We start from the raw sequence: 16439 nt of genomic DNA, 5'->3' as shown, positions 1-16439 counted from the left end.
GCTACAAACGACTGCTCACTGCGGGACGGTGCTCAGGCCGACGCGGCCGCGATCGCTTCGCGCACCTGACCGGCGAATCCGGCCACGGTGAAGCCGTCGGGGAGGCTGTCGATGAGCACGAGATCGGAGATCGAGTTGTTCACGCGGAGAGGCAGGATCGCCTGGTAGGCCTCGGACTCGTACCATGCAAGCGCGGTCGCACGATCGGCGAACTCGATCAGCACCACCGAACCAGGCCATGCACCCTCGACCACCACGTCGGGAGCGCCTTGCGCGAGCCATTTGCCGCCGAACGGGGCGACCGTCGCCTCGACCTGGTCGAGGTAGCTCAGGCCGTTCTCGTTCGGAACATCGCCCGGAATGCGGAGGTGATTGATCAGATAGGTGCTCATGGTGAAGCCTTTCGTTTGGATGATTGTCATAATCTAAACCCTCGCTCCGCGATCTGCAAGTTAAATGATGGGTGTAATATTAGAGACGCAGGCGGGCGTATGGCCGCCGGTGAGGAGGCACCATGAGCAGAGCGTCACAAGCGGATGCCGCGAAGCACCGCGACGAGGTCGTGACCGCCGCGGCGCAGTTGCTGCGCGAGCGCGGCGCGGCGGGCATCAGTGTGCAGGAGGTCATGGCGGGTGCCGGCCTCACCCATGGCGGGTTCTACAAGCACTTCGCCTCGAAAGACGAACTCGTGGGGCTCGCGGCCACGGAGGCATTCGGTGAGATCCTCGCGTTGCTCGACGGGCTGCGCGGTCACGACCTCGACCGCTCCACCCTGGGGTCGCGCGTCGTGAACGACTACCTGTCGGCCGAGCATCGCGACGAGCCGGGCACGGGATGCGCGAACACTGCTCTCGCCTCCGACTCGGCGCGCGCCCCGGAGTCGCCGCTGCGCTCGTCGTACCTCGAGGGACTCGGCGGCACGATCGAGCGCCTGACCGAAGTACGCAAGGAGGCCGGCGACAGCGACGAGGCGGATGCGCGGCGGCACGCCATCGAGACCCTCGCCTCTCTGGTCGGCGCGCTCACCCTCGCGCGGGCGACCGCCGGAGATCCGTTGTCCGACGAGCTGCTCTCCGTGGTGAGCGAGGGTTTGCTGCAGCGCTGGTGATCATGCGGTTCCCGGCGAGGTCGGAGGGGGCGTCCAGGCTTCTGGGGCACTCGCCTGACAGGCTGGGCACACCATGCTCGGACCACTGCTCTACCTCCTTTTCGCCGGCGCTCTCGCCGCGCTGACTCTGGTGGCGTTCGTGAGCGCGGCCCGGCCCACGCCGTTGCCGGCGCGCTGGGCGATCCCGCTCGTGGGAGTATGGGCGGCATCCCTCGCCGTGATGACGCTGCGGCCAGGGTCGGGGCTCGGGATGCGGCTGAATCTCGTGCCTATTCTGTTCGACGGACCGGGCTCGGCCGTCGACGCGGTGCTGAACGTCGCCGTCTTCGTGCCGTTCGGGCTGCTGCTGGCCGCGGCCGCTGTGCGCTTCCGCACCACCTTCGCGGTGGCCCTCGCGATCACGCTCACCATCGAGGTGACGCAGTACCTCGCCGACACGGGGCGCACCGCCGACATCAACGACGTGCTCACGAACGTGGCGGGCGCCTGCCTCGGCTGGGCCATGGCGCGCGCCATCCGCGCCCTGGCGACGCGCGCCGCTGCGGCCCGCACTCCCACCGCGCCCGCGCGCCCCTGACTCTGTCCTCCGTGCCCTTGTCCACGACCCCGGCACCGTGGTCGTTCTAGACTCTCGTTTCATGCCCGTCATCCCCGTCGCCGAGCTCGGCGATCCGCGCCTGGCCGACTACGCGCACGCCACCGACGTGGCGCTGAAGAAGGCGCGCGGCACCGAGCACGGCCTCTACCTCGCCGAATCGCTGCTCGTGCTGCAGCGGGCGCTCCGGGCCGGGCACGTTCCCCGCTCCGTGCTCGCGCTCGGCAGCAGCGAGGAGGAGGCCGTGGCGGCGCTCGCCGAAGCCGGGCATCCCGAGGTGCCGGTGTTCGTGGGCCCCGGGGAGCTGCTCGCCGAGCTGACCGGCTACCTCCTGCACCGGGGGCTGATCGCGTCGATGAACCGCCCCGCGCTTCCGGATGCCGCGGCTCTGCTCACGGGTGAAGGCACCGGCTCCGGCGGCACGGGCGGCACCGGCACCCGCCGCATCGTCGTGATCGAGAACGTGGTCGACCCCACCAACGTCGGCGCGATCTTCCGCTCCGCCGGCGCCATCGGGGCCGATGCCGTGCTCGTGACGCCGCGCTGCTCCGATCCGTTCTACCGGCGCGCCATCCGGGTCAGCATGGGCACCGTTCTGCAGGTGCCGTGGACGCGGGTGGGGGAGTGGCACGAGCTGGCCCCCCTGCTCGCCGAACACGGCTTCCACACAGCGGCCCTCGCCCTGACCCCGGATGCGGTGAGCCTGCGCGAGTTCGAACGGCGGGTTCCCGAGCGCGTCGCCCTGGTGCTCGGCGCCGAAGGCGAGGGCCTCAGCCCCGAGGCGATCGCCGCGGCCGACACAGTGGTGCAGATCCCGATGCTGCACGGCATCGACTCGCTCAACGTCGCGGCCGCGAGCGCCGTGGCGATGTGGGCGGTCTCGCGCTGAGAGGCGCGGAGGCTAGCCCAGGCCGTCGAGGTAGCGCAGCAGGATGCCCTCGCGCAGCGCCCAGGGCGACACCTCGAGCTCGTCGACGTCGTAGAGCTTCATCACCGAGTGCAGCACCACGGCGCCGGCCACGATCTGGAAGGTGCGATCGGGCGTGATGCCCGGCAGCGCCTGCCGTGCCTCGGCGGGCAGCTGACCGAGTCGCGGAATCCAGTCCTTGAGGTCGGCGCGGCGGAGCGTGACGGTGGGTTCGCCGGCTCCGGATGCGTTGGGCCGGGTCGAGCCGGCCAGTCGCGCGAGCGAGCGGATCGTCTTCGAGGAGCCGACCACGTGCTGGAACGGTGGCAGGCCGGCGAACAGCGGAAGCGCATCCGCCCGCATCACGGCCCGCGAGTGCGCGCGCAATTCCAGCATCTGCGAGGGGGTCGGCGGGTCGGAGGGGAAGAACTGCACGGTGGTTCGCCCGGCGCCGAGAGGAAGCGAGACAGCCACTTCAGGGAACTCGTCAGACCCGGCTGCGATCTCCAGCGAGCCCCCGCCGATGTCGAAGAGCAGGATGTTGCCGCTCGACCAGCCGTACCAGCGGCGGATGGCGAGGAAGGTCAGCCGCCCCTCGTCTTCGCCGGTGAGCACGCGCAGCGAGACGCCGGTCGCGGCCTCGACCTGGGCGAGCACGGCCTCGCCGTTGGTGGCTTCGCGAAGGGCCGACGTCGCCATCGGCAGCAGCTCCTCGATGTTCTCGCGCCGCGCCACCTCCATCGCCGACGAGATGGCGGCCACGATCGCGTCGACACCCGCAGCGCTGATGCTGCCGTCGGGCTCGAGATAGCGCATCAACCGCAGCACCGACTTGTGCGAGGCGGCCGGCACGGGGCGGGCGCCCGGATGCGCGTCGACCACGATGAGGTGGACGGTGTTGGATCCCACGTCGAGCACTCCGAGTCGCACGTTCCGAGACTAGTGGACGGCGCGACGACCGGTTGGGGCGGGCGACCTGCCCCGAGGTCTCCGTAGACTGGGCGGGTGGCAGTGAATCCAGAGCTGGTCGGACGCGTGTTCGAGAAGACGAATTCCTACTTGGTGGGCCGGGAGAAGGTGCGGGAGTTCTCGCGCGCCGTGTTCTCCTCGAACCCCGTCAACCTCAGCGTCGAGGCCGCGCGCGACGCCGGCTACGCCGATCTGGTGGCACCCCCGACCTTCGCGATCGTGGTGCAGGAGCTGACCCTCGGGCAGCTGCTCGGTGAAGAGGACGCAGGGATCGAGCTCACCCACGTGGTGCACGGTGAGCAGCGATTCGACTACTCGCGCCCCATCGTGGCGGGCGACGAGCTCAGAGCGCAGCTGAACGTCACGAGCGTCAAGATGCTGGGCGGCAACGCCATGGTGGTGGCCGAATCGGTCGTCACCGACTCGGAGGGGGAGCACGTCGTCACCGCCGTCTCGACCCTCGTGGTGAGGGGAGACGTATGAGCGACCTCGAGATCGTGCACAAATACGAGGTCGGCGACCAGGTGGCGGAGGCGAGCTACCATCTGACGCGCGATTCGCTCGTGCGGTATGCCGGCGCATCCGGAGACTTCAACGCCATCCACTACCGCGACGACATCGCGGCCGAGGTGGGCCTGCCCGGCGTTCTCGCGCACGGGATGCTCACCATGGGCCTCGCGGTGCAGCCGGTGGTGGCGTGGCTGGGAGACGCCTCGCTCGTGTCGGGCTATCAGGTGCGGTTCACCCGCCCCGTCGTGGTCGATCCGGTCGACGGGGTGCAGATCGCGGTCGTGGCGAAGATCGGCCAGCTCGACGAGGAGGCCGGCACGGCGCGCATCGACCTCACCACCACGGTGAACGACGAGACCGTGCTGGGCAAGGCGCAGGTGCGCGTCCGTCTGCCATGAGCGACTCCGCCCTCGACGTGCCGCTCGCACCGCTCACGACCCTCCAGGTGGGCGGCCCGGCGGCTCGCTTCGTGACGGCGACCACCGAGCCCGAACTGCTCGAGGTGGTGCGGGAGACCTGGGCCTCGAACGACGACTGGTTCGTGCTCGGTGGTGGATCGAACGTGGTCGTGGCCGATGACGGCTTCGACGGCACGGTCATCCGGATCGCCACGCGCGGCATCGCGCCCGTGATGTCGAAGGTCGGCTCGGTGCGCCTGCGCGTGCAGGCCGGCGAGCCCTGGGACGACTTCGTGCGGCACACCGTCGAGAACGGATGGAGCGGCATCGAAGCGCTCTCCGGCATCCCGGGTTCCGTGGGAGCGGCGCCGATCCAGAACATCGGAGCCTACGGCCAAGAGGTCGCGTCGGCGATCGTGTCGCTCGACTTCCTCGACTTCGGCACGGGCGAGGTGCGCCGGATGTCGCATGACGACCTCGAGCTCTCCTACCGTTCGAGCGTTTTCAAACGCGGCCTCCGCGGGGTGGTCATCTCGGTCACCTTCGAACTGCGCGATGCCTGGGGCGACTCGCTCGAGGGCGCCGACTCGCTCACCGACGCGGTCGATGTCGACGACCCCGGCGCATCCGCCGCTCTCAGCGAACCGGTGAACTACGCCCAGCTCGCGTCGGCGCTCGGCATCGACCTGGGGGAGCGGATGCCCATCGACCAGGTGCGCGGCGCCGTGCTGTGGCTGCGCGGCAGCAAGGGCATGGTGCTGGATGCCGACGACCCCGACTCGGTGAGTGCCGGCTCGTTCTTCACCAACCCGATCGTCACCGAGCACTTCGCGCGCACCCTGCCGCCGAGCGCGCCGCGCTGGCAGATCGAGCCCGACGAGCCCGACACGATCATCCCGCTCGAAGACGGCATGGAGATCGCTGTCGACGGCGACAGTTCGGCCACGGCGCTGCCCGCGGAATACCACGTGAAGCTCAGCGCGGCGTGGCTGATCGAGAACGCCGGCATCCGGCGCGGCTTCTCGTTGCCCGGGTCGACCTCCGCGATCTCGTCGAAGCACACCCTGGCGATCGTCAACACGGGCGCTTCGTCGGGCACCGGGCTGGCGGCGGATGTCTCCGAACTCGCCCGCTACGTGCAGGGCCGGGTGCTCGCCGAGTTCGGCGTGCTCCTCCAGCCCGAGCCCGTCTTCCTGGGTCACGAGCTCTGAAAGAGAGAGCGGCGACTCAGTGGCGGTGTCAGCGCTTCTCGCGCTCGATCAGCTCCCGGTAGCGCTGCGACTCGCCCACCATCTGCCAGCCGGCGTCGTCGGCCGGTGGTGCCCAGGCGGGGTCGCTCTCGCCGGCGAAGACCAGACCTCCGGCCGCGATCGTCTCGGCGTACTCCGACGCCCAGGCGCGCTCGGTCTCGAGCAGCCGCAGTTCGAGTTCGAGCGTGTGGGCGACGTGCGGCGGGGCCAAGCCGCGGGCGACCGCCGCGATCTTCTCCAGCAGTTCGGCGCTGCGAACGGATGCTCGCCGCTCGCGTTCCCGCAAGGCATCGAGCATCTCGGCCCGCCGCAAGAGCGGTGAGAGACTGATCGCCACCCGGAAGCTGGAGGGGTTCATGGCGTTCACCGTGACCACCGCCTCCCGCAGCAGTCGGTCGAGCTCGGCCCGGCCGGCATCCGCCATCGTGTAGACGGCCACCGTGCGGTCACCCTCGGTGAGGTCATGGCGATCGATGAAGCCCTGCTTGGCGAAGGTGCTGAGCATCGAGTAGATCGATCCCGGCTTGATGTGCGCCCAGTCCTCCACGCCCCAGGACAGCAGCTCGCGGCGCAGCTGGTAGCCGTTCGCGGGCTCGAACAGGCTGACGACTCCCAGGAGGAGCGCGCGGGTCGTCAGGGTGGCCATGAGCCGAGTATATGAGCGTGCATCGACCAAGAAAACGCCTTGACACGGAGGTGTTCAAGTTTGAATAATAGGCTCCGACAAAGGGAGATCCATGATTCATGCACGAGGGCTCGCGCGCACCTTCGCGGGGCGCGGCCGAGGCAAGGAGAAAGAAGACGTGAAGGCGGTCGCCGGAGTCGACATCGACGTCGAGAAGGGCGAGATCGTGGGCTTCCTCGGCCCCAACGGCGCGGGCAAGACGACGACGCTGCGCATGCTCACCACTCTGCTGAAGCCCACCGCCGGCACCGCAACGGTCGCCGGATACGACGTCGCGACCCAGTCGCAGCAGGTGCGGCGCAGTATCGGCTACGTCTCGCAGAGCGGATCGACCTCGCCCGAGGCGCGTGCGGGCGAGGAGATCATGGATCACGGCATGCTCTACGGCATCAGCCAGAAGCAGGCGGAGGCCCGCGGTCGTGAGTTGTTCGAGCAGCTCGACCTCGACGGGTTGTGGACGCGGGAGCCCCGAGCGATGTCGGGCGGTCAGCGTCGCCGGCTCGACATCGCGATGGGCCTGGTGCACGACCCCACGTTGGTGTTCCTCGACGAGCCCACCACGGGCCTCGATCCGCAGGCCCGCGCGAACCTCTGGACGCACATCTCCGACCTCCGCGTGCGCCTGGACTCCACCGTCTTCCTCACCACCCACTACCTCGACGAGGCCGACGCGCTCTGCGACCGCATCCTCGTGATCGATCACGGCTCCATCGTCGCCAGCGACACCCCGGATGCGTTGAAGCGGCAGATCTCGGGCGATCTCGTGGAGCTCGTCGTGACGGACGCGGCGCAGTCGGCCGCGGCCGCCGAGCTCCTCGCGCGCATCGCCGACACCGACGTCGACACCGACACCGACAGCGTGAGCGCACGGGTGCGCGGCGCTGGGCACGAGATCCCGGGCCTCATCCGCGCGCTGGATGCCGCGTCGATCGAGCTCGAGTCGATCGAGGTGCGCCGGCCCACCCTCGACGACGTCTTCCTCACCCTCACCGGCCGTTCCCTTCGAGAGGATGCCTGATGTTCTGGCGCGACACCTACATCGTCTTCCGGCGGCAGCTGCGGCTGGCGCTCCGCAACCCCGCCTGGGTCATCATCGGGCTCGTGCAGCCGATCCTCTACCTGGTGCTCTTCGGGCCGCTGCTCGAGCCGATCGCGAGCCAGCTCGGCACGCAGAACGCCTACACCCTGTTCGTTCCGGGCCTGCTGGTGCAGCTCGGCCTGTTCGGCGCGCTGTTTGCGGGCTTCGGCCTCATCGCGGAGTGGCGCGCCGGCGTGATCGAAGCCGAGCGCGTGACGCCGGCGAGCCGCACGGCGTTGCTGCTCGGGCGCATCCTGCGCGACGTGCTGCAGCTGTTCGTGCAGGGCATCGTGCTGATCGGGCTGGCGTTCCTGTTCGGGCTCACCGGCTCGATCCTCGGCATGGTGTTCGGCCTCATCCTCACCGTGCTGCTCGGGGCTGCTTGCGCTGCTGCGTCCAACGCCCTCGCGCTCACCACGAAGAGCGAAGACGTGATGGCCCCGGTGCTCAACAGCATCGCACTGCCGGTGTTGCTGCTGTCGGGCATCCTGCTGCCGATGACCATCGGCCCGCAGTGGCTGCAGGTGGTGAGCGATTTCATGCCCACGAAATACATCGTGAACGCCATCCGTGAACTGTTCGTGGGCAACTTCTGGACCATCACCACGATGTGGGGCGTGATCTGGACGATCGTGCTCTTCGCGGCGGGGCTCTACGTGGGAACGCGCACGTTCCGCAAGGAGAACGCGTAGGGGTCGCGCCGCTCAGAGCAGCCCGAGCTCCATTGCGCGGGTGACCGCCCGGGTGCGATCGGAGACCTCGAGCTTCTCGAAGACGTGCTGCAGATGCGTCTTCACCGTGGCCTCGCCGATGAACAACGCCCGCGCGATCTCGGGGTTGCTCCGGCCGTCGGAGACGAGTCGGAGCACCTCGAGTTCCCGGGCGCTCAGGGCGGGCACCGCGGGCGATCCGCTGCGCATCCGCTGCACGAGCTTGGTGGCGATGGAGGGTGCGAGCACCGTCTGGCCGGCGGCCACCGAGCGTACGCCGGCGATGATCTCCTCCTGCGGCGCGGCCTTCAGCAGGTAGCCGCTCGCGCCGGCCTCGATGGCTCCGAGGATGTGATCGTCGCTCTCGTAGGTCGTGAGCACGAGCACCCGGATGCTCGGGTCGGCGGTGAGGATGGCCGCGGTCGCCTCGGAGCCGCCGAGCACCGGCATCCGGAGATCCATCAGCACGACGTCGGGTGTCAGCTCGCCCGCCAGGGTCACCGCTTCGGCGCCGTCGGCAGCTTCGCTCACTACCTCGATGCCGTCGGCCGCGCTGAGGAGGGCGACGATGCCGCTGCGCACGATCGGGTGATCGTCGGCGACGAGCACGCGGATCGCCGGTGCCGTGTCGCCGTTTCGGGAGGAGCTCACGAGACCGACGCCTTCCAGGGGGTGTCGTTCACCGCTCCTCCTCCCGAACCGTCGCCACGAGCTCGGTGCCGCCGCCCGCGAGGGAGGCGACGCGCAAGGTTCCGCCCACGAGGGCGAGGCGCTGCCGCATGCCCTCGAGGCCGAAGCCGCTGTGAGCGCTCGCTGCGTCGGCGGCACCGATACCGATCCCGTCGTCGCCCACGGTGAGCGTGATGGAGCCGGCGCTCCGGTGCAGCGCGAGCCGTGCCCGTGAGGCGCCCGAATGCTTGCGCACGTTCGCGAGCGCCTCTTGCCCGCAGCGGAGCAGCACGACCTCGAGTTCGCGCGGCAGGGTGCCGACCTCGTCGAGGCTCGTGTCGATCTCGATGCGGGTCTCGCGCTCGAAGGTGCCGACGAGGCGTGCCAGGGCTGCCGCGAGTCCACCGTCGACCGGCACCGTCGCGGTCGCGGCGACGAGAGCGCGGGCTTCGGTGAGGGCATCCCGTGCCACCTGTTCGATGAGTTCGAAGTCGTCGTGCATTCCGGTGCCGTCGGTGCCGCGGTTCTGGCCGCGCTGGGCGAGCATCACGAGGCTGGTGAGGTTCTGGGCGATGGTGTCGTGCAGTTCGCGGGCGAGCCGTTCGCGCTCGGCGGTGGCACCGGATTCGCGGTGCATGGCGGCGAGCTGGCCCTGAGCAGCGGTGAGTTCGGCGAGCAGCCGGGTGTTCTCGCCGCCCGTGCGCATCTCGGTGGTGAACCACACGCCGAGCCCGATGCCGAGGGCGATGGACACCACCTCGATCACGACGCCCTGCACGAGGGCATCGAGCCCTCCGCCGAGGCTGATCCAGAACCCTGCGGACACGCCGATCGCCATCACCACGCAGGTGAGGATCGGGCGCCGCATCGATTCGCCCGGACAGAGCGCCCAGATCATCGGAAACGCGATGCACTGCAGCGTCGCGACATTCGGCGAGAGAGCGGTCCCGATCGCGACCGTGGCGACGACGGCCACGATCAGCGGCGTCGCCCAGCGCGGGTCGCTGAGCCCGCGCCGCCCGACCAGTGCGTAGAACAGCCCGAAGGCGGCGAGCACGGCGAGCGCAGCGGGAGTGGTCCAGGCGGGCGCGACGGGTGTGGTGACAACGAGCGCGCCCACCACGAGGAGCGCTCCGGCCACCGCGACGTGCCACCAGCGGGTGCGGTTCATGGGCCCACCCTATTCGTGCGGCACTCCGGTGAACGACGGTGTCGAGGCATCCGTCGTTCAGCTGTCTTTGCGGATCCAGCGGAAAGTCACCCGGCAGACCACCAACCCCACCACCAGCCAGATGCCGAGAGCGATGGCGACACCGGGCAGATTCCAGGTGCCGCCCGCCTCGGCTGCAGCGAAGGAGTCGGGGAGGAGCGCTGCCCGCATTCCCTGCGCGATCCACTTCAACGGGAAGATGCTCGCGATGTTCTGCAGCCACTCGGGCAGCAGCGCGAAGTTGAGGTACACGCCGGAGATGAACTGCAACACCAGGAGGGGAGGGATGATCACCGCGGAGGCGCTCTTTCCCGAGCGGGGCAGCCGAGAGATGGCGATGCCGAGCACGGCCGCCGTGAAGATGCTGAGGAAGTAGACCCAGACGAAGGTGAACCACTTCTCGGGTTCGGTCGGCAACGCGACCCCGAACGCCACCCGGGCGAGCAGCATCAGCAAGATCACCTGGGCCAGCGAGGTGACCAGCACCTGGCCCATCTTGCCGATGAAATAAGAGATCACGGGGAGGGGTGTGCCGGCCAGGCGTTTGAGGGTGCCGTCGCCGCGTTCCATCGCGATGTCGACGCCGAGGTTCTGCACGCCGCTGAGCAGGATGCCGGCGGCGATCATCCCCGGCAGATAGTAGGCGGCCTGGCTGATGCCGCCGGAGCCGTCGGGATTCGTGCCGACGTTGCCGAGGCCATCAAACGCGACCGAGAAGATGCCGAGCAGCACCACCGGAAAGAGGAAGGTGAAGAAGACTGTGTCGCCGGCGCGGAAGTAGATCTTCGTCTCGTAACCGACGCGGCGAAGACCGAGCCGCACGGCCCGCACGGCGCCGAAGCGGGTGCCGTCGGGGCTGGTGGCGGTCGTGACCGAGGTGGTGGTGAGGGTGCTCATGCTGCCTTCTCCGATTCAGACGAGGCGACCAGTTCGAGGTAGATGTCTTCGAGCGACGGCCGGATGACTTCGAGTTCGGCCGGTTCGCCATGCTCGGCCACGAGGCCGGCGACGAAGCGCGCCGGTTCGTGGGTGCGTTGCTCGTGCACGGAGCCCGACCCGGTGTCGCACCAGCGAACCAGGGGCACGCGGGCCTCCGCCGATCCCAGTTCGTGCACCGGTCCGATGTCGATCAGCCGGCCGCCGGCGATGACGGCGGCGCGATCGCTCAGCTGCGCGGCCTCGTCGAGGTAGTGGGTCGTCAGCACGATCGTCGTGCCTTCCCGCGAGAGCGACCGGATCAACTCCCAGAACTGACGCCGGGCTTCCGGATCGAATCCCGTGGTCGGTTCGTCGAGAAACAGCAGTTCGGGCCGGCCGATGACGCCGAGCGCGACATCCACTCGCCGGCGCTGCCCTCCGGAGAGCGACTTGATGCGCGTCTTCGCCTTCTCTTCGAGCCCGACGGCGGCGATCACCTCATCGACGTCGCGCGGTCGCGGATACAGGCCCGCGAAGTGGGTGAGCTGCTCTCGCACGGTCACATTGCCGCTCTCGCCGGTCTGCTGCAGCACGATGCCGATGCGCGCCTTCCACTCGAGCGTCGCGTGTCGCGGGTCGGCGTCGAGCACCCTCACCTCGCCTCCGCTACGCTCGCGGTAACCCTCGAGGATCTCGACCGTCGTGCTCTTTCCGGCGCCGTTCGGCCCGAGCAACGCGAACGTCTCGCCGCGGGCGATCTCGAAGCCGATGCCGTCGACGGCGGTGAAGCTGCCGTAGCTCTTGCGGAGTCCGTCGACGGTGACCGCCGGTCCGGAGCCGCGATGCGAAGAAGTCATGCATCCATGCTCGCCACTCGCGCGCGCCGGCACCAGCCGTCGTCGGCCGGATTCGCGCATCCCCCGAACGGTGGATGCGCGTCATGATGTATCCTCAGTGAATAGTGACGGATGCTCGCATCGTGAGCCGCCGAGGCGAGGGGAGTGGTCGCAATGAGCGTCTTGGAGCGGATGCGCGGATCCCGAGGAGCGGGCGGCGTGCCGCTGCTGCATGTCGCCGTCGATCAGGGTGATGGGCCGGTGGTCGTTCTCCTGCACGGCATCGCCTCGTCGTCGGCGAGTTGGCGGCTCGTCGTGCCCTTTCTTGCACCTCTCTACCGCGTGATCGCGATCGATGTCCTCGGCTTCGGAGGGTCGGTCGGCGGCCCGGGTGTGGGATTCACTCTCGATGAGCACGTGCTGGCCTTGCACAAGACGATCCGCTCGTTGCGCATCCGCGGGCGGTACACCATCGTCGGCCACAGCCTGGGCGCCCTCATCGCCGGTCGCTACGCTGCCGTGCATCGGCGCGAGATCTCGCACGTCATTCTCGCGAGCCCGCCGATCTACCCCGACCGCCGTTACATCGACGAGCTGAGCCATCGGCTTCGGGTCGGTGGTTATCTGTGGTTCTATCGCTTCGTGCGCAGCAACAAGCTCACCATCATCAACAACGCCGGCCGGTTCTCGAAGTGGATGCCCAACGGATCGATGAAGATCGACGAGCAGTCTTGGCTGGCCTTCTCCAAGTCGTTGGAGAACTGCATCGAGACGCAGACCGCCACTGCGGATGTCGCTCAGATCACCGTGCCGGTCGACATCGTGTTCGGTTCCCGCGACCAGGTGATCGTGCCGGCGACGGTCGAGCGGCTCGGGGCGATGCATCACGTCGTGCTGCACGAGGTGGCGCACACCGACCATCTCATTCGCGCACCACTGGCTCGCGAGATCGCTCGCCTGGTGCGCTGACCTGACCGGCTCCGGTGGGCTGGTCGGCGTCGGCGGTCTGGTCGGCGTGGGCGGTCTGGCTGGCGTGGGCGGTCTGGTCGGCGTGGGCGGTCTGGCTGGCTCGGGCGGTCCGGCCGGTCTGGGAGGTCAGGCCGGTCGCGCGTCCGGAGGCGAAGCGGAAGTACGCCCACACGCCGAGGCTGAGCAGCGCGAAAGCGCCGAAGGCGAGGAACCACGGGAGGAGCTCGCCGCCTACCGCGGCCCAAGCTCCGGGCAGCGGTAGAAGCACCACGCAGAAGGCGGCGACCGCGACCAGGAACAGCATCGCCCACGCGCGTCGGGAAGCGGTGAACAGGGTGTTCCCGTCAAGGAACCTCAGGGGAACCAGCGAGACCAGGGGGCCGCTGAATCCGCAGACCACGATCGCGGTCGTGGTGTCGAGCACAAGCGCACCGAATGCGTCGGGGGCGCGGAGCACGCTCGGCTCGACGGCGGAGTGCACCACCCACGCGAGCACAGCGATTGCGATGAGTGAGAGGTTCGTGACCGCCACCAGCAGTGCACTCCTCGCTCTGCTGACGGTTGCACCGAGTTCGAGGGCGATGACGATGCCGAAGACGAAGCCCGGCTCCAATCCGACGGCGCGGGATATCAGCACACTCAGGGCCGTCAGCACGAGTGCCGACGATCGACTCATCACGGTGCCGCTCGTGCCCCACCGGTGTCGGGCGTAAAGCGACGCGACCGCGGCGGGCACCGCTCCGCACACGATCATCGCGATCGCGAAGGCGGCGAAGAGTCGCGCGGAGGCCGCGTCGGCACGGGCCTCGGGATCGACCGCGACGGACGCCAGAGAGGCGACGCCGACCGCGAACAGGACGGGGAAGGCGCGACCGCCGCGACCGCCCGCGTGTACAACGGTCGAACGAGCGATCCGCGTTCCGACTCGCATCTTCGCGAACGGGTCGCGCAATCGATCGCCGACCCACTTCACCGGCGCAATCATCGCTCCACGCCTGAGAACGCCGGCGAGCGCGCCTCGAATCCGGTCGTGGTTCTCGTGCAGTGTCGCCTCGAGCAGGCCGCCCGGCACGATCACGAGGAGCAGGGCCCCGGCGAGCAGGAGCACCAGGAAAACGGTCGTCGGAGGTGGGAACGACAACACCTCATCGACCGTTCGAAGGCTCGAGCCGAACTCCGACGGCAGCGCGAATGATGCGAGAACACCGGTCTGGGACTCGGAGGCAGATCCGCCTCCGCCGGCAGCGTCAGCGCCCGCAGGCCTGTCGGAGCTCCCAGCGCCGGCCCCACCGGGTCGGTCGGCCGTTTCACCTCTGGACCAGAAGCGCTCGGTTGCCGCATCGCGACCACCTTGACCGTTCTGCGCCGCTCCCGTTCGCCCCTCCCCGTCCCCGCCGGCGGGTGCGCGACTGTCCCCTGAAGAACCCACCTGCGCGGATGGGTCTTCGAGCGCCGATCCGGTCCAGCCGAGGTCGGCGGCCTCGCCTCCGCTGCCTCCGTCGGAACCGCCCACCCCATCGGCGTTCGCGGTGGTGTCCGGCGCATCCGCTTCAGCGGAGCCGTCGGGTTCGGCCGACCCGTCGGTGCCGCCGGTGCCGCCCGTTCCCCCTGGCCCGTCATCGCTTTCACCCGAGTCTTCCGGGTCGGGTGGAATGGGCGGTTCGACCACGACTCCGGCATCGACGATCAGTTGCAGGGGCAGACCTTCAGCCCAGCTGGTGGGGGCGCTCGGGTAGGCCTGGCTCACCGTCAGTGTGAATGGTCCGGGGCCGGTGGGAAGCGTCGGCGGGCGGCAGCTCCAGGAGCCGCTCCCGTCGATCGTCGTGGTGCAACCGCTCCCGTCGCTCAGCACGACCCGCAGCAACCCCCCTGGCACGCCGCTGCCGGTGAACAGCGGCGCATCCGGCGTCGCTGTGATCGTGGTGCTGCTCCCAACATCCGTCGTCACCTGAGGCGGATGGAGCAACCCGAACTGCAGCATGACCACGTCGCTGCCGTTGTAGACGTTGACGGGACCAGGAAAGTCGCGGGTCGTGGTCACGGTGCACGACCAACTGCCGTCTGCCGCCACGATGACGGAGCACAGCGTCAACAGGTCGCCGACAGACGGCACCGCTCGCACATCGATCGTCTCGCCCGCGCCTCCCTGCCCGTCGATCAGGAACGACACGGAACCGTCTGGCGACGCGATCACCACGCTGCCGCTTGCCGGTGCGTTGGACACCGCCAGGAGGCTGTCGGCGCTCGCCGGCGAGTGCGGAGCAGCCAGGGCCACCACGACGGCGAGGCCGACACAGAGGAGCGCGCTGAACCCCGAGGCGAGCACCGCATGGGATTTCATGAGCGAAACTCTACTCGTCGAAGAGCTTCAAGTGAAGAATGCTCGGCTATGTCATCCTTGCGATGTACGTGCCCGTGCCGCCGCTACCCGAAGAGCTTCTGCAGGCGGGCGACGCCATCCGCCAGGGCGTCGTCGCCGAGGGCGTACGACAGCCGCAGGAATCCGCTCGGCCCGAAAGCCTCACCCGGAACCGTCGCCACCTCGACCTGCTCCAGTATGAGGTCGGCGAGCTCCAACGACGTCTGAGGCGTCACCCCGCCCCAGGTGCGGCCGAGCAACCCCGTCACATCCGGGTACACGTAGAACGCGCCCTCGGGCAGCGGGGTGTGCACGCCGTCGATCTGGTTGAGTCCGTCGACGATCAGCTTGCGTCGGCGGTCGTAGGTGGCGCGCATCACGTCGACCGTGTCCTGGGGGCCCGTCAGTGCGGCGATGGCCGCGCGTTGCGAGACATTGGAGACGTTCGAGGTCATGTGCGACTGCAGGTTCGAGGCGGCCTTGATCGCATCGAGGGGGCCGACCATCCATCCCACCCGCCATCCGGTCATCGCGTAGGTCTTCGCGACGCCGTTGACGAGCAGTGTGCGGTCGGCCAGTGCCGGCACGGCGTCGACGATCGAGACGGCGGTGAGTCCGTCGTAGACCAGGTTCTGGTAGATCTCGTCGCTGATCACCCAGAGACCGTGCTCCTCGGCCCACTCGCCGATCGCCTTGGTCTGCTCGGGGGAGTAGACGGCGCCGGTGGGGTTCGAGGGCGAGACGAAGAGCAGCACCTTGGTGCGCTCCGTGCGCGCCGCTTCGAGCTGCTCAACCGTCACGAGGTAGTTCTGGTCGCTGCCCGCGAACACCTCCACCGGAACGCCGCCCGCGAGGGCGATGGCTTCGGGATAGGTCGTCCAGAACGGAGTGGGCACGAGCACCTCGTCGCCCGGATCGAGCAGCGTGGCGAAGGCCTCGTAGACGGCCTGCTTGCCGCCGTTGGTCACGATCACCTGGGCGGGCGACACCTCGATCCCGCTGTCGCGGAGGGTCTTCGCGGCGATCGCCTCGCGCAGCTCCGGCAGCCCGGCGGCGGGTGTGTAGCGGTGGTTCTTCGGATCGCGCACCGCCACCGCAGCCGCCTCCACGATGTGCTCAGGAGTGGGGAAATCAGGCTCGCCCGCGGCGTAGCTCACGACCGGCCGCCCGACCGCCTGGAGCGCCTTGGCTTTCGCGTCGACCTTCAAGGTCGCCGACTCGGCGATGGATGCGATTCTGTGCGAGATGCGGGGATGGTCGGTCACGCC

General features: G+C 69.0%; 18 protein-coding genes. 9 read left to right on the top strand and 9 right to left on the bottom strand.

What is annotated here, in order from left to right:
* Positions 1 to 32: 32 nt before the first annotated feature.
* Positions 33 to 392: a DUF1330 domain-containing protein gene (locus N1027_RS02035; protein WP_259504585.1), complete on the bottom strand. Its 360-nt coding sequence runs from the start codon at positions 390 to 392 to the stop codon at positions 33 to 35.
* Positions 393 to 514: 122 nt separating this feature from the next.
* On the opposite strand from N1027_RS02035, the gene N1027_RS02030 reads away from it, so the two are divergent.
* From N1027_RS02030 to N1027_RS02020, 3 genes are all read left to right on the top strand, one after another.
* On the top strand, positions 515 to 1108 hold the full coding sequence (locus N1027_RS02030; protein ID WP_259504584.1) for a TetR/AcrR family transcriptional regulator: 594 nt from the start codon (positions 515 to 517) through the stop codon (positions 1106 to 1108).
* Between the two features lie 73 nt (positions 1109 to 1181).
* Positions 1182 to 1685 (top strand): VanZ family protein, encoded by a 504-nt coding sequence (locus tag N1027_RS02025; RefSeq protein WP_259504582.1) that lies wholly within the window; start codon positions 1182 to 1184, stop codon positions 1683 to 1685.
* Positions 1686 to 1746: 61 nt separating this feature from the next.
* Positions 1747 to 2592 (top strand): TrmH family RNA methyltransferase, encoded by an 846-nt coding sequence (locus tag N1027_RS02020; protein WP_259504580.1) that lies wholly within the window; start codon positions 1747 to 1749, stop codon positions 2590 to 2592.
* Between the two features lie 12 nt (positions 2593 to 2604).
* Here the strand turns inward: N1027_RS02020 and N1027_RS02015 are convergent, their stop codons facing one another.
* Positions 2605 to 3540 carry a Ppx/GppA phosphatase family protein gene (locus tag N1027_RS02015; protein ID WP_259504578.1) on the bottom strand — a complete coding sequence of 312 codons (936 nt, stop codon included), beginning with the start codon at positions 3538 to 3540 and terminating at the stop codon, positions 2605 to 2607.
* A 75-nt stretch (positions 3541 to 3615) separates the two neighbouring features.
* On the opposite strand from N1027_RS02015, the gene N1027_RS02010 reads away from it, so the two are divergent.
* Genes N1027_RS02010 through N1027_RS02000 form a run of 3 tightly spaced genes read left to right on the top strand, consistent with a single transcriptional unit; the run spans position 3616 to position 5698 of the window.
* Positions 3616 to 4062 (top strand): FAS1-like dehydratase domain-containing protein, encoded by a 447-nt coding sequence (locus N1027_RS02010; protein ID WP_259504576.1) that lies wholly within the window; start codon positions 3616 to 3618, stop codon positions 4060 to 4062.
* The gene (locus tag N1027_RS02005; RefSeq protein WP_259504574.1) at positions 4059 to 4487 is read left to right on the top strand and encodes a MaoC/PaaZ C-terminal domain-containing protein; all 429 of its coding nucleotides are present in this window, start codon (positions 4059 to 4061) and stop codon (positions 4485 to 4487) included. The genes N1027_RS02010 and N1027_RS02005 overlap by 4 nt, the downstream gene beginning before the upstream one ends.
* On the top strand, positions 4484 to 5698 hold the full coding sequence (locus tag N1027_RS02000; RefSeq protein ID WP_259504572.1) for a UDP-N-acetylmuramate dehydrogenase: 1215 nt from the start codon (positions 4484 to 4486) through the stop codon (positions 5696 to 5698). The genes N1027_RS02005 and N1027_RS02000 overlap by 4 nt, the downstream gene beginning before the upstream one ends.
* Positions 5699 to 5726: 28 nt before the next feature.
* On the opposite strand, the gene N1027_RS01995 is transcribed toward N1027_RS02000, so the two are convergent.
* Positions 5727 to 6383 (bottom strand): PadR family transcriptional regulator, encoded by a 657-nt coding sequence (locus N1027_RS01995; protein WP_259504570.1) that lies wholly within the window; start codon positions 6381 to 6383, stop codon positions 5727 to 5729.
* A 91-nt stretch (positions 6384 to 6474) separates the two neighbouring features.
* On the opposite strand from N1027_RS01995, the gene N1027_RS01990 reads away from it, so the two are divergent.
* Together N1027_RS01990 and N1027_RS01985 are read left to right on the top strand one after the other, a co-directional pair.
* Positions 6475 to 7440 (top strand): ATP-binding cassette domain-containing protein, encoded by a 966-nt coding sequence (locus N1027_RS01990; RefSeq protein ID WP_259504567.1) that lies wholly within the window; start codon positions 6475 to 6477, stop codon positions 7438 to 7440.
* Complete coding sequence (locus N1027_RS01985; protein WP_259504565.1) at positions 7440 to 8192, top strand: ABC transporter permease; 753 nt, start codon at positions 7440 to 7442, stop codon at positions 8190 to 8192. Before N1027_RS01990 ends, N1027_RS01985 begins: the two co-directional genes overlap by 1 nt.
* A 12-nt stretch (positions 8193 to 8204) precedes the next feature.
* Here the strand turns inward: N1027_RS01985 and N1027_RS01980 are convergent, their stop codons facing one another.
* From N1027_RS01980 to N1027_RS01965, 4 genes are read right to left on the bottom strand one after another with little or no spacing between them, the layout of a single operon-like run.
* Positions 8205 to 8861, bottom strand: coding sequence for a response regulator (locus N1027_RS01980; RefSeq protein WP_259504562.1), 657 nt, complete (start codon positions 8859 to 8861; stop codon positions 8205 to 8207).
* 28 nt (positions 8862 to 8889) lie between these two features.
* Positions 8890 to 10050: a sensor histidine kinase gene (locus N1027_RS01975; protein WP_259504561.1), complete on the bottom strand. Its 1161-nt coding sequence runs from the start codon at positions 10048 to 10050 to the stop codon at positions 8890 to 8892.
* A 57-nt stretch (positions 10051 to 10107) separates the two neighbouring features.
* A complete protein-coding gene (locus N1027_RS01970; protein WP_259504559.1) occupies positions 10108 to 10986 on the bottom strand; it encodes an ABC transporter permease in 879 nt (292 codons plus the stop codon).
* Complete coding sequence (locus N1027_RS01965) at positions 10983 to 11864, bottom strand: ABC transporter ATP-binding protein (protein WP_259504557.1); 882 nt, start codon at positions 11862 to 11864, stop codon at positions 10983 to 10985. The genes N1027_RS01970 and N1027_RS01965 overlap by 4 nt, the downstream gene beginning before the upstream one ends.
* Positions 11865 to 12017: 153 nt before the next feature.
* On the opposite strand from N1027_RS01965, the gene N1027_RS01960 reads away from it, so the two are divergent.
* Positions 12018 to 12812: an alpha/beta fold hydrolase gene (locus N1027_RS01960; protein WP_259504556.1), complete on the top strand. Its 795-nt coding sequence runs from the start codon at positions 12018 to 12020 to the stop codon at positions 12810 to 12812.
* Here N1027_RS01960 and N1027_RS01955 read toward each other — a convergent pair.
* On the bottom strand, positions 12766 to 15153 hold the full coding sequence (locus N1027_RS01955) for a hypothetical protein (RefSeq protein ID WP_259504554.1): 2388 nt from the start codon (positions 15151 to 15153) through the stop codon (positions 12766 to 12768). The genes N1027_RS01960 and N1027_RS01955 overlap by 47 nt on opposite strands.
* Before the next feature lie 83 nt (positions 15154 to 15236).
* Positions 15237 to 16436, bottom strand: a complete 1200-nt coding sequence (locus N1027_RS01950; protein WP_259504552.1) for a pyridoxal phosphate-dependent aminotransferase — start codon at positions 16434 to 16436, stop codon at positions 15237 to 15239.
* Positions 16437 to 16439 lie beyond the last annotated feature (3 nt).

This window comes from Herbiconiux aconitum (assembly GCF_024979235.1).
GTDB classification, from domain to species: domain Bacteria; phylum Actinomycetota; class Actinomycetes; order Actinomycetales; family Microbacteriaceae; genus Herbiconiux; species Herbiconiux aconitum.
Note: the sequence above shows the minus strand (reverse complement) of the source record. Positions and strands in the feature narration are given on the sequence as shown.

What these genes read in the sequence shown, in the direction of transcription:
- N1027_RS02035 (WP_259504585.1), bottom strand. Translation starts at nt 392, where the DNA reads ATGAGCACCTATCTGATCAATCACCTCCGCATTCCGGGCGATGTTCCG.
- N1027_RS02030 (WP_259504584.1), top strand. Translation starts at nt 515, where the DNA reads ATGAGCAGAGCGTCACAAGCGGATGCCGCGAAGCACCGCGACGAGGTC.
- N1027_RS02025 (WP_259504582.1), top strand. Translation starts at nt 1,182, where the DNA reads ATGCTCGGACCACTGCTCTACCTCCTTTTCGCCGGCGCTCTCGCCGCG.
- N1027_RS02020 (WP_259504580.1), top strand. Translation starts at nt 1,747, where the DNA reads ATGCCCGTCATCCCCGTCGCCGAGCTCGGCGATCCGCGCCTGGCCGAC.
- N1027_RS02005 (WP_259504574.1), top strand. Translation starts at nt 4,059, where the DNA reads ATGAGCGACCTCGAGATCGTGCACAAATACGAGGTCGGCGACCAGGTG.
- N1027_RS02000 (WP_259504572.1), top strand. Translation starts at nt 4,484, where the DNA reads ATGAGCGACTCCGCCCTCGACGTGCCGCTCGCACCGCTCACGACCCTC.
- N1027_RS01995 (WP_259504570.1), bottom strand. Translation starts at nt 6,383, where the DNA reads ATGGCCACCCTGACGACCCGCGCGCTCCTCCTGGGAGTCGTCAGCCTG.
- N1027_RS01990 (WP_259504567.1), top strand. Translation starts at nt 6,475, where the DNA reads ATGATTCATGCACGAGGGCTCGCGCGCACCTTCGCGGGGCGCGGCCGA.
- N1027_RS01985 (WP_259504565.1), top strand. Translation starts at nt 7,440, where the DNA reads ATGTTCTGGCGCGACACCTACATCGTCTTCCGGCGGCAGCTGCGGCTG.
- N1027_RS01975 (WP_259504561.1), bottom strand. Translation starts at nt 10,050, where the DNA reads ATGAACCGCACCCGCTGGTGGCACGTCGCGGTGGCCGGAGCGCTCCTC.
- N1027_RS01970 (WP_259504559.1), bottom strand. Translation starts at nt 10,986, where the DNA reads ATGAGCACCCTCACCACCACCTCGGTCACGACCGCCACCAGCCCCGAC.
- N1027_RS01965 (WP_259504557.1), bottom strand. Translation starts at nt 11,864, where the DNA reads ATGACTTCTTCGCATCGCGGCTCCGGACCGGCGGTCACCGTCGACGGA.
- N1027_RS01960 (WP_259504556.1), top strand. Translation starts at nt 12,018, where the DNA reads ATGAGCGTCTTGGAGCGGATGCGCGGATCCCGAGGAGCGGGCGGCGTG.
- N1027_RS01955 (WP_259504554.1), bottom strand. Translation starts at nt 15,153, where the DNA reads ATGAAATCCCATGCGGTGCTCGCCTCGGGGTTCAGCGCGCTCCTCTGT.